Source organism: Novosphingobium sp. BL-S-20 (assembly GCF_055521635.1).
Genome location: NZ_CM145493.1, coordinates 1,297,193 through 1,308,252 on the forward strand (window position 1 = coordinate 1,297,193; position 11,060 = coordinate 1,308,252).

The window sequence follows — 11,060 nt, forward strand, 5'->3', positions numbered from 1 at the left end:
ATCGATCAGAGAAAAGGGATATCCGCAATCGAACATCAATGCCCCGGAAGTTCACCAATACGTCGACTTCGCGAAGTTTATAGGTCAGATAACTTGGGTATTTCCACCCAGACGATTGCTGGAACGAGATTGTCGGACCCGAGTTTCCGGAAGGATTGTCACGATTGGTCGCAGATAAGGCTCGCCTGACCCAAATATGCGCGGCGCAGCTTATCGAACGCCCTTCCCGGCAGGCTTCATGAAAGCCCGCCAGACCTCTTGATGGTGGAAATTTTATCTTTTTATATCATGCACTAAGCGAGTACGAACAGGCGTCTTGCCAGGTCCTGACGGGACTTGCCATAGGTTCATTCCGGTTCAAAAATAAACCATCAAAGCGGATGCAGTTTTTGGAAATTCTGCATTCAATTTCGCGCGTTACGTACCGCCTGGACCAATAGAAATCGAATGCAACCGGATTGCGGTGTGCACCGCCGCGCAAATGGCCGCAAAACCTGCGGTGCGGATTCGCTATCTCGTTTGATTACAGAATGATGATCGTTCCGGGACCGGCCCGGACTTATTATCTTCGTATGACCGGAATGCCGGGTAGCCGCCGTTAGTCCATAACGACCAACTGGCGGGTGCGGCGATAAAGAATGTGGACCAGCACGAAGAACAGCGCCGTTCCGCCCGCCAGTGCCGGACCGGCAAAACCGTCACCGACCAGAGCCAGCGGCGCATCGCTGCCCGATGCCGCGACGATGCCGGCAAAGGTGACGCCCCAGAGACTTTCGCCCACGATCAGGCCGGTCGCGGTGAGCACGCCCATGCGCTCGGCGAATTCCGGATCGCGCTGCTTCGAGGCCCAGCGGTCGTAAAAGAAGCCGAGTACCGCGCCGATCACGGTCGGCAGGATCACGCTCATCGGTAGGTAGATGCCGATCCCGATGCCGAGCGGCGGCAGGCGAAGGCGGCCCATCAGCCCCAACACTTCGTCGAGCACGATGAAAACCACCCCGGCCGCGGCGCCCCAGCCGATCATCGTCCAGTTGAGATTGCCGCCCAGCACGCCCTTGGCCAGTGTCGAGATCAGCGCAGCCTGCGGTGCGGGAAGCGCATTGGGTCCGGCATTGGCTGCGCCGGCGAAGCCGAAGGCGGTGTTCAGCAGATCGAGCACCGGCGGAATTACCAGCGATCCGAAGACCACGCCGATCACCAGCGCCACCTGCTGCTTCCACGGCGTCGCGCCGATGAGCTGGCCGGTCTTGAGGTCCTGGAGGTTGTCGTTGGAGATCGTCGCCACGCCGAAGACGATGCCGGTAACGATCAGGGCATAGGCGACCAGCGCGTCGGTCGTACCCGGCGGCTGGTCGCGGCCGAACAGGCCGACCAGCATAAGCGAAGCGGCGACCACGGATAGGATGCCGATGCCCGAAACCGGGGAATTGGAGGCGCCGATCAGGCCCGCCATATAGCCGCAGACGGCGGCGATCAGCAGCCCGATCACGAGGATGAACAGCAGCGCGCCGGAGATCAGCAGCATTTCCGATCCGGCCAGCGGACCGCTACCGACGACGCTCCAGAGCAGGATCGCGATCGGCACCAGCATGGCCAGAGTGCCGATGAAGACGATCGAGATCGGCAGGTCCTGCTCCTCGACCGCAAGGGTCGCGCCGGACTGGCGCGCGCGGCTCGCGGCCATAGCGGAGCGAACGCCGCCGATCACCGGTCCGGCAATGCGCAGCAGGGTCCAGACTGCCGCCACGCCAATCACGCCCGCGCCGAAGAAGCGGACATTATCTGCGAACACGGTCGTCGCCCAAACCTCCGCGCCGCCCGGCAGCGGGTTCTGCGCGGTCAGGATCGGCAGGAGCACCCACCAGCCGACGACGAGACCGAGGAACATCGCCATGCCCACGGAAATGCCGACGAGATGGCCGACGCCCATCAGTGCGAAGGACAGGCCGCCGGAAATGCCAGTCGCGCCTGGTCCCGCACGGAACCAGACCGAGGCTTCCGCCACGGCGAGCCGCGTCTGCGTGAGAATGGCGAACCCGGCCGAGGCCAGCGCGTTCCACAAAAGCACCGACAGGCCCTTGGCGCTCTCCGCCCCGCCCTCGCGCGATTCCGAGCCGACGCGCAGGACTTCGGCGGCGGCATGGCCCTCGGGATAAGGCAGCGGGGTGTCGATCACGAGCGCGCGGCGCAGCGGCACGGAAAACAGCACGCCGAGAATGCCGCCGGTGCCGGTGATCGCCGCCGTGGTCCAGTAGGGGAAGCCCTGCCACCAGCCGATCATGACGAGACCCGGCAGCACGAAGATGATCGCCGCCAGGGTCCCCGCCGCGCTGGCCACGGTCTGGACGATATTGTTCTCGAAGATCGTCGAGTCCTTGAACCCGCGCAGGATCGCCATCGAGATCACGGCTGCCGGAATCGAGGTTGCAAAGGTCAGACCGACCTTGAGGCCGAGATAGACGTTGGCCGCCGTGAACAACAGCGTGATCACACCGCCCAGCAGCACCCCGCGCAAGGTCAGTTCGAGCGGAGAGCCCGCGCGCGCACTGCCATTATCCTTTGCCATGAAACCTCGATCATAAACTTTGCCGATGCATTATTCCGCTTGCCGAGACGGCTGCGGTCAAATCGCATCGATGGTGGAGGCTCGCTGCCATATCGGCCGTCTGCCGTCTACCGGACAAGTGCATCCTCGATTGCCCGCTAGGGAATTTCAGGAACCGTTAAGCCTGCAAACCGTTGAAAAGGCCCGTTAGCGGAGATCCGCTCGCTCCCATCCTCAACCTTGTCGGAAGGTCCATCAAGATGTTCAAACGTGCAATCGGCCTCGGCGCCCTTATCGCCGTCGCTTCGGCAACCGTCACTCTCCCCGCCGAAGCGCGTCCGGGCGACCGCGACGACCGATCGGCCCATGCCTGGCACGGCGACGATCGTAACTGGGAACCCTCGCGCAGCTATCACAAGGGCAATTACAAGGATCGCCGCCTGAGCCGCAACGACCGCATCTATCGCGGCAAGGACGGCCGCGCCTATTGCCGCCGTTCGGACGGCACCACCGGCCTCGTGGTCGGTGCGGTGGGCGGTGCGCTGCTCGCCAAGCTGGTCGGCGGCAACACGCTCGGCACCCTGGCCGGCGGTGCGGGCGGTGCCCTGCTGGGCCGCCAGATCGATCGCGGCGGCGTGAAGTGCCGTTGATCCCGGTAAGATGAAAAAATACGCGGCGGGACCGAAGTCTCGCCGCGTGCAGTGTTCAGGCAGGAACCTGCCGGCGGCCCCTCGCAGGAGAGGCGCCACCGGAAATCGCGATCAGAAGTGAACCACGCCTTCCACGCCGAAAGTACGCGGCGGGTTGAAGTTGCCATAGGCACCCAGCGTGCTCGCATTGGCATACGAGAGACGATAGATATGCGTCTCGTTGAGCAGATTGCGGCTCCAGACCGAAACCGTCAGTGAGGTTCCGGCATCGCTCATCGGGATATCGGCCAGCGCGATGCGGCCATTGACGATAAAGCTGCTCTGCGCCTTCACGTTCTCATCCACGAAGCTGTACTGGCGGTCCGAATAGGCCGCATCGAGGTGGAACTGCACGCTCTCGTCGCCGCTGCCCACCGGCACCGAGTAGTCGATGAAGGCCGAGGCCGCATGGGGCGGCGTGTAGACGATGAAGACGTTCTGATAGACCGGGTTGGCGGCGGTGCTGAGGAACGGGTTCAGCGTCTTGGGAACGTGGGTGTAGGTATAGGCGTAAGAGGCGCCGAAGCTCAGGTTGTCGGTCGGGTGGACGTTCAGTTCCGCTTCGATACCGCGGATCTTGGTCGTGCCGGGCGCGTTCAACGTCTCCTGCGTGTGCAGGTTGAAGTAGGGGCTGCTCGGGTCGGTGTTGACGTTGTCGAAATCGACCTGCGTGCCGTCACGATCCATGATGTAGCCCGCCAGGTTCAGGCGAACCTTGCGGTCGAGGAACATCATCTTCGCACCGACTTCGTAGGACTTGACGGTTTCCGGACCGAAGGCGTCGAAGGTCTGCGAACGGTCGTTGGCGCCGCCGGCGCGGTATCCGGTCGCATACTTGGCGTAAAGGTTCACGTCGTCTGTCGCGTCCCAGGCCAGTGTGACCATCGGGTCGAACCGGTCCTTGCGATAGCGGAAGCCGTAATTCACCGTCGCGCCATTGACCATGTCCAGCACGCCGTCGCGCTTGTCGTGCGTATAGCGACCGCCTGCGGTCAGGTGCACCTGGTCGAGACCCGCCGGAGTATAAGTGGCCTGGGCGAAGGCGGCGATGCTCTGCGCCTTGGCGTGGCTGTCGCGCTGAAGGAACAGCGAATCGTCGGCCCAGCCCTGGTTGCCGGACGTCACCGCGCCGGTCACGTTGGGGCTAAGCGTGGTGTAGCCACTGCCGTCCGCATTCCAGAGGTTGGAACTGGGCGTCGCGGCATTCTCGCTGGCGTGCTCGTTATAGTAGTAGGCGCCCGCCACGAAATCGAGATGCGGCAGGCTGCCGACGAGCTGGAGTTCCTGGCTGAACTGGTGCTGGTCGAGGAACGACAGCGAGTAGCGGCTGAACTTGGTGTTCGGCAGGAACACGGTGCGGTGTGCGCCGCCCGAGTTGTCGTACTGGTCGGTATCGACCTGACGCCAGGCAGTGATCGAGCGGACCGTCAGGTCGGGGCTGAGGTCATAGCTCAGGTTGCCCATGATACCCTGCGTGCGATCCACGCTCGGCTGCTGCGGCACGCCGATGTCGGCGGTCTTCATGCGCTTGTCGCCGCTGACCTGGACCAGCGGGGAAAGCGGGGCGATCATGCCGCTCGGCAGCTTGCCGCCGTTCGCGGCGATCTGCGCCAGGGTCGCGACCGGCAGGCCCTTGGGGTTGTAATTGATGAGCTGGCTGTACATCGGCGTATTGTCGTCGCGCGACTTGTCGAACGAGATATTCGCCGTGAAGCCTTCGACCGGCTTCCACTGGGCCTGGATGCGGCCGCCGACGCGGTCGTAATAGTTGAAGCCGGTCTGGCCCGCGAGCGGGTTCTTGGTGGTGGCGTCCTGATGCTGGTAGACGCCGTCGACCTTGAACGAGATGTTGTGGAACTCGGGCAGGTCGATGTGGGCTTCGCCGGTGCGCTGGCCGTAGTTGCCAATGCCCGTTTCCACGCGGCCACCGAATTGGCCGGTCGGTGCCTTGGTAACGATCGAAAGCGCGCCGCCTTCGGTATTGCGGCCGAACAGCGTGCCCTGCGGACCGCGCAGCACTTCGATGCGCTGCACGTCGAACAGCGCGGCGTTCAGGCCCTGTTGGCGGCCGAGATAGACGCCGTCGAGATAGACGCCGACGCCCTGGTCGCGCGCGGTCTGGTTGGCGTCGAAGGGAACGATGCCGCGAATGCCTACCGTGAGGGCCGACTGGCGTGCCTCGAACGTCGCCACGCGCAGCGAAGGAACGCTGCCGCTGGCGAGGTCGATCAGGCTCTGGACATGCTGCTTTTCGATATCGGCGCTGCCGATGACGGCAATCGCGATCGGGGTCTTCTGAAGATCGGTCTCGCGCTTGGTAGCGGTGACGACGATCGGCGCGGATTCCCCGCTGTCGGCAGCTGCTGCATTTGTTGCTGCTTCGTCAGCGAAGGCGGCAACCGGGGCCTGGCTCAACGCAACGATGCTGCAAGTGGCCGCCAGACGGATGGCGTGGCGAATCATGCGAAAACTCCCTGGAAAACTACACTTTCCTCCTTGCAGTCGCAGCAAGAGGATCGCCCGTCGGGGCGACAGGGAGGCTCACTAGGCGTGGCCCGCGTCACATCCGTGTTGCTTTTTTGTAATTTTCTTGACGCAATTGTGGCAAGGGCGGGCACAGAGCAAACATGACAAATTTGACATGTGCATGGCAGCGAATGGGGTACTATGTGACCTGATCGTTCGTGCCGAAATGGTGGAGACAATGATCAAATCCGGAGACATCGTGCTGACGTCGGGCGAGCTTGCCCATATCAGCGCCGTTCGCGACGCCTTCCTCTCCTTCGAGGTGGAAGTGATGAATGCGACCGATCTCTGCATGCGCGCCGCCAAAGCGCCGACCTGGGTCTTCGTGGACTGGATTCTGCCAGAAATGTCGGGACTTCAGCTCTGCGGCCTGCTGCAGGATCGCATCAACGACCACCCCCTGCACGTCACGATGGTGCTGCCCGAGGCCGACCCGAGATCGCAGGCCCGCGCCCTCGACGCCGGGGCGAACGATTACCTTGTCGGCCTCCTCACCCCGACCGCGCTGGTCCAGCGGCTGCGAATCTACCAGCCGACCGCCGCCGCACGAAAGGAAGCGCCGGCAATCCAGATCGGCGAACTCACGATCCAGCCCGACTCGCATCTGACGCGGTACAAGGGGCTGGTGGTGCCGCTGCAATCGAACGAACAGCGGCTGCTCAACCACTTCGCCCGCAATCCCAATCGCGTGTTCACGCGCGGGGAGCTGATCGGGGTGCTCGGCAAGAGCGTCGACGTCTGCGACGAGCGGACCGTGGATTCCTGGGTCAGCCGCCTGCGCCGCAAGCTGCGCTCGATGCAGGTCCCCCACCTGCCCCGCACGGTGCGCTCGTTCGGCTACGTCTTCGACCACGCGGAGGCCGGATAAAGCGAAGGCGGGGGAAGCGGCAGATGCTGCCGCTTCCCCCGCCTTCGCGGCGCCTCCGTCACATACGGCCGGTGCGGCAGCTTTCGTAGAGGAACCAGGCGCGGCGCTCAGTCTCGTCGATCCAGACTTCGATCAGGCTGGCCGTGGCGATATCGCCATATTCGTCGCAGAGCGCATGAACGGCGCGCATTTCTGCCACCAGCTGCTTGTTGTCGCCGTGCAGTTCAGCCAGCATGCCCTGCGGATCGACATAATCGGCATTGTTGTCGAGCAGGCGCTGATGGCTCGAAATGTCCGAGATCGAACGGATCGTGGTCCCGCCCAGCTTGCGCGCGCGCTCGGCGATGGGGTCGGTCATCGCGAAGATCTGGTCGCCCTGCTCGTCGAGCAGCAGATGATAATCGCGGAAATTCGGGCCGCTCATGTGCCAGTGGAAGTTCTTGGTCTTCAGGTAGAGCGAGAAGACATCGGCCAGCAGGGCCTTGAGGCCGCCGGAGATGTCGCGGGTGGCATCGGCGCCGAGGTCGGTGGGCGTGCCGAGCTGGCGCTGGGCGGGCGAGATGATCGAATGGTCGGACATGGACTGCTCCTGGCAGGAATGCGGCGACGTGATGGTGCCGTGTTCCCTCAGGTAGTGCTCGCCCGGCGGTGAACCCATCTAGACATAAGTATAAGTCTTAGGGCGGGATCGACAGGCAAGGACCTTGGCCGAGGACCGGCCTTGGGCTAGGCACGCCGCAGGAGAACCGGAATGGCGCTATCGACCCGCGCGACGAAAATGCTCGAACTGTCCGGCGTGGCCTTCGGCCTTCACGCTTATGACTACGACCCTTCCGCCGAAAGCATCGGACTTGCCGCAGCAGCAGCGATCGGAGCCGATCCGGGGCAGGTGTTCAAGACGCTGATGGTGCTCGCCGATGGCAAGCCTGCCTGCGTGATCGCGCCGAGCAGCGGCGAAGTCTCGATGAAGAAAGCCGCAGCGGCCCTCGGAGCCAAGAGCGCGGCAATGATGAAGCCCGCCGATGCCGAGCGGCTGACCGGCTACAAGATCGGCGGTATCAGCCCCTTTGGCCAGATGCGCAAGGTTCCGGCGGTGATCGACGAGACCGCGATCCTCTGGGATGCGATCTACATCAACGGTGGGCAGCGCGGCTTGCAGGTCAGGCTGGCCGGGGAGGATGCCCGGCAGGCGTTGGATGCCAAATTCGCCGATATCGCCACCTAGAGCATTTTCTAATCAGGTGGAATCACCTGATGACTCGGAAAATGCGGCAATCCAAAAACTTAGAGCAGTTGATCCGATGCAATCGGATCAACTGCTCTAGCAGTCGTTTGCGCCGACATAGATTTGCTTGCGATCGGCACGCGGTTCATGATCCTCGCCTGCCTTGACCGCACAAACTCAAGTAAATAAGTTGAGTTTCCAAAAGGAGGTCCCGCATGACGATTGATATCCGCAAGCACGGCCGTGTCGGCGCCGAAATCCTCGGGATCGACCTCTCCCAGCCCCTCTCTGCCGACGATCTTGCGAAGACCCGCGCCGCTTTCGCGGAGCACGGCGTGATCTTCTTCCGCGACCAGTCGATCACCGAAGCGCAGCACATTGCCTTCGCGCGCCAATGGGGCCGGATCAACATCAATCGCTTCTTCGCGGCCCATCCCGCCTATCCGGAAATCGCGCTCGTGGTGAAGGAGGCCGATCAGCAGCACAATATCGGCGGCGGCTGGCACACCGACCATTCCTACGACTTCGAACCGGCGCTGGGCTCGATCCTCGTCGCCCGCGAGCTTCCGCCGGAGGGCGGCGCGACCGCTTTCGCCTCGATGTACGCTGCCTACGACGCCTTGCCGGAAAGGCTGAAAGCGCAAGTGGAAGGCCGCAAGGCAGTGCACTCGGCCCGCCATATCTTCGGCAGCAAGGCGGTGGCCTACGAAGCCCTGCAGGACACCCGTAGCGATGGACGCATCGGCAATTCGGGCGCGGCGGACCTGCTAGACGATCCGGTCCATCCGGTGGTCATCACCCACCCGCTCAGCGGCAAGCGGGCGATCTACGTCAATCCCAGTTTCACCCTGCATATCCAGGGTCTGCCCGAAGCCCATTCGCAGGACCTGCTCCAGGAACTCTACGCCCATTGCCGCGCGCCGGAGTTCCAGGAAGACTTCCACTGGCGGGACGGCTCGATCGCGTTCTGGGACAATCGCGCCACCTGGCACTATGCCTATAACGACTATCACGGCCACCGCCGCGAAATGCACCGCATCACCATCGAAGGCGTTGCGCTCACCTGAAACGGGAGACCTTCGAAAGATCTCCCGCGTCGGATTTCCAAGTGCTCAGTTCACCTTTTCGAAGGCAGCGGTGATGCGTATCTGCACTTCGTCGCTGACCGCCGGGACGTACTTGGAAACGCCGAATTCCGAGCGCTTGAGCGAACCGGTCGCGCTGAATCCCACGGTATAAGCCTTGTCCATCGGGTTCACGCCCGCGCCGCCGAAAGTCGCGTCGAGCACCATCGGCTTGCTGACGCCGTGCATCGTCACCGTGCCGTAAATGCGCGCGGTGCGCGGGCCGGTCTGCTCCACCTTCTGCGAAACGAAGCGGATCGTCGGATACGTCGCCGCGTCGAACCAGTCCGCGCTGACGAGTTCGCTGTCGAGCGTCGCATTGGTGGTGGAAATGCGCGAAACCGGCAGCGAAACGTCGAGGCTGGACTTGCCCAGAGCCTTCGGGTTCAGCACCAGCGAGCCGGTGGCGCCGGGGATCGTGCCGAAGAAATCGTTGAAACCGAAGTGGTTGACGCCGAACTGCGCAAGCGTGTGGTTGCTCTCGACCTTATAGGTTCCGGCCTGGACCGCTTCGGGTGCGACCGAAGCCTGCGCGACGACGAGCGAGGGAACGCCGACCAGCGTGGCGGCGGCAAGGGCGATGGCGGCGATCGAAACGGTCTTCTTCATGGAAAGCTCCGGAGCAAAACAGACTGAAATCCAACGGCTTATGCATTCCTCCCCATCTTTCGATAATCCATCATCGAGGTGAATATCTTTCAACCCTGAGTTGAAAGTGGATCGAACGTCGCCATGCAATTCGAACTTTCTGCCAGAAGACCGCCTCACGCTTGAAAGCGGCCATGCTTTGCGTGACAATAGATTGCTGCCCCCTTTGGAGGATGGAACCGCAACCGCGAATGGCCCATTATCCTTTTGAAAATGCGGCTCTCAGCATCGGAATAATGCAGGATCACCGGCTGCAGCGCGCTCCAAAGGTGAGGCGAACCGGGGTATCGACCTTTCGCCAAAAGGTATGCTTGCCGCCCTGCAATTACATATTTAATGTCAACAAAATCGATTGAGTTTAGGCACTAGCCACCCGACGGGAGACAAGACACGATGAATGCCGGAATCCTCAATCGCCGCCTGTTCCTATCGATGGCCGCCGCCAGCGCGCTGGCGGTGTCGCTTGCGGGATGCTCGGGCGGGAAGTCCGGCAATTCGGTCGAGATCACCAATGTCTCCTACGATCCGACGCGCGAACTCTATCAGGCCGTGAACCCGGCTTTCGCTGCCTACTGGAAGAAGAAGACCGGGCAGGACGTGACCTTCCGCATGAGCCACGGCGGCTCGGGCAAGCAGAGCCGCGCCATCATCGACGGCCTCGAAGCCGATGTCGCCACGCTGGCGCTGGCCTACGATATCGACGTGATCTCCAGCAAGGCGAAGCTGCTCCCCGCCGACTGGCAGAAGGCCCTGCCCGACAACAGCTCGCCCTACACCTCGACGATCGTTTTCCTCGTCCGCAAGGGCAATCCCAAGGGCATTCACGACTGGAACGATCTGGTGAAGCCGGGCGTGCAGGTCATCACTCCGAACCCCAAGACCAGCGGCGGCGCGCGCTGGAACTTCCTCGCCGCCTGGGCCTATGGCCGCAAGGCGGGCGGGTCGGATGCGGCAGCCGAGACTTACGTGAAACGGCTCTTCAGCCAGGTTCCCGTGCTCGACAGCGGCGCGCGCGGCGCGACCACGACTTTCGTGGAACGCGGCATCGGCGATGTCCTGCTCGCCTGGGAAAACGAGGCGCTGCTGGCCGAGAAGAAGCTGGGCGCGGGCAAGTTCGAGATCGTCGTGCCCTCGATCTCGATCCTTGCCGAACCGCCGGTGGCGGTGGTTGCCGCCAATGCGAAGAAGCACGGCACCGAGGCGGTCTCCAAGGCCTACCTCGAATATCTCTACACTCCCGAAGCCCAGGTCGCGATCGCCCGCAACTTCTACCGCCCGAGCGATCCCAAGATCGCCGAGCAGTTCGCCGGTCAGTTCCCCAAGCTGAACCTCACCACCATCGACAAGGATTTCGGCGGCTGGACCAAGGCGCAGAAGACCTACTTCGACGACGGCGGCGTATTCGACCGCATCCACACCAAGAAGTAAACCGCGC

General features: G+C 62.8%; 9 protein-coding genes. 5 read left to right on the forward strand and 4 right to left on the reverse strand.

Features of this window, described 5'->3' with window-relative positions:
• Positions 1–598: 598 nt before the first annotated feature.
• On the reverse strand, positions 599–2,566 hold the full coding sequence (locus ACZ1II_RS05385; protein WP_465143388.1) for an OPT family oligopeptide transporter: 1,968 nt from the start codon (positions 2,564–2,566) through the stop codon (positions 599–601).
• Positions 2,567–2,805: 239 nt separating this feature from the next.
• Between ACZ1II_RS05385 and ACZ1II_RS05390 the strand changes: the two genes are divergently transcribed.
• On the forward strand, positions 2,806–3,195 hold the full coding sequence (locus ACZ1II_RS05390; RefSeq protein ID WP_465143389.1) for a glycine zipper 2TM domain-containing protein: 390 nt from the start codon (positions 2,806–2,808) through the stop codon (positions 3,193–3,195).
• A 111-nt stretch (positions 3,196–3,306) separates the two neighbouring features.
• Here the strand turns inward: ACZ1II_RS05390 and ACZ1II_RS05395 are convergent, their stop codons facing one another.
• The gene (locus ACZ1II_RS05395; protein WP_465143390.1) at positions 3,307–5,697 is read right to left on the reverse strand and encodes a TonB-dependent receptor; all 2,391 of its coding nucleotides are present in this window, start codon (positions 5,695–5,697) and stop codon (positions 3,307–3,309) included.
• A gap of 241 nt (positions 5,698–5,938) precedes the next feature.
• Between ACZ1II_RS05395 and ACZ1II_RS05400 the strand changes: the two genes are divergently transcribed.
• Positions 5,939–6,628, forward strand: a complete 690-nt coding sequence (locus tag ACZ1II_RS05400) for a response regulator transcription factor (protein ID WP_465143391.1) — start codon at positions 5,939–5,941, stop codon at positions 6,626–6,628.
• A gap of 58 nt (positions 6,629–6,686) precedes the next feature.
• Here ACZ1II_RS05400 and ACZ1II_RS05405 read toward each other — a convergent pair whose 3' ends face one another.
• Positions 6,687–7,208, reverse strand: a complete 522-nt coding sequence (locus ACZ1II_RS05405) for a Dps family protein (protein ID WP_465143392.1) — start codon at positions 7,206–7,208, stop codon at positions 6,687–6,689.
• A gap of 171 nt (positions 7,209–7,379) precedes the next feature.
• On the opposite strand from ACZ1II_RS05405, the gene ybaK reads away from it, so the two are divergent.
• Positions 7,380–7,853: a Cys-tRNA(Pro) deacylase gene (gene ybaK, locus ACZ1II_RS05410; protein WP_465143393.1), complete on the forward strand. Its 474-nt coding sequence runs from the start codon at positions 7,380–7,382 to the stop codon at positions 7,851–7,853.
• Between the two features lie 215 nt (positions 7,854–8,068).
• Positions 8,069–8,920, forward strand: a complete 852-nt coding sequence (locus ACZ1II_RS05415; RefSeq protein WP_465143394.1) for a TauD/TfdA dioxygenase family protein — start codon at positions 8,069–8,071, stop codon at positions 8,918–8,920.
• Positions 8,921–8,965: 45 nt separating this feature from the next.
• Here ACZ1II_RS05415 and ACZ1II_RS05420 read toward each other — a convergent pair whose 3' ends face one another.
• Complete coding sequence (locus ACZ1II_RS05420) at positions 8,966–9,586, reverse strand: YceI family protein (protein ID WP_465143395.1); 621 nt, start codon at positions 9,584–9,586, stop codon at positions 8,966–8,968.
• Positions 9,587–10,018: 432 nt separating this feature from the next.
• On the opposite strand from ACZ1II_RS05420, the gene ACZ1II_RS05425 reads away from it, so the two are divergent.
• Positions 10,019–11,053, forward strand: coding sequence for a sulfate ABC transporter substrate-binding protein (locus ACZ1II_RS05425; RefSeq protein WP_465143396.1), 1,035 nt, complete (start codon positions 10,019–10,021; stop codon positions 11,051–11,053).
• The last annotated feature ends 7 nt before the right edge of the window (positions 11,054–11,060 follow it).

What these genes read in the sequence shown, in the direction of transcription:
- ACZ1II_RS05385 (WP_465143388.1), bottom strand. Translation starts at nt 2,566, where the DNA reads ATGGCAAAGGATAATGGCAGTGCGCGCGCGGGCTCTCCGCTCGAACTG.
- ACZ1II_RS05390 (WP_465143389.1), top strand. Translation starts at nt 2,806, where the DNA reads ATGTTCAAACGTGCAATCGGCCTCGGCGCCCTTATCGCCGTCGCTTCG.
- ACZ1II_RS05395 (WP_465143390.1), bottom strand. Translation starts at nt 5,697, where the DNA reads ATGATTCGCCACGCCATCCGTCTGGCGGCCACTTGCAGCATCGTTGCG.
- ACZ1II_RS05400 (WP_465143391.1), top strand. Translation starts at nt 5,939, where the DNA reads ATGATCAAATCCGGAGACATCGTGCTGACGTCGGGCGAGCTTGCCCAT.
- ACZ1II_RS05405 (WP_465143392.1), bottom strand. Translation starts at nt 7,208, where the DNA reads ATGTCCGACCATTCGATCATCTCGCCCGCCCAGCGCCAGCTCGGCACG.
- ybaK (WP_465143393.1), top strand. Translation starts at nt 7,380, where the DNA reads ATGGCGCTATCGACCCGCGCGACGAAAATGCTCGAACTGTCCGGCGTG.
- ACZ1II_RS05415 (WP_465143394.1), top strand. Translation starts at nt 8,069, where the DNA reads ATGACGATTGATATCCGCAAGCACGGCCGTGTCGGCGCCGAAATCCTC.
- ACZ1II_RS05420 (WP_465143395.1), bottom strand. Translation starts at nt 9,586, where the DNA reads ATGAAGAAGACCGTTTCGATCGCCGCCATCGCCCTTGCCGCCGCCACG.
- ACZ1II_RS05425 (WP_465143396.1), top strand. Translation starts at nt 10,019, where the DNA reads ATGAATGCCGGAATCCTCAATCGCCGCCTGTTCCTATCGATGGCCGCC.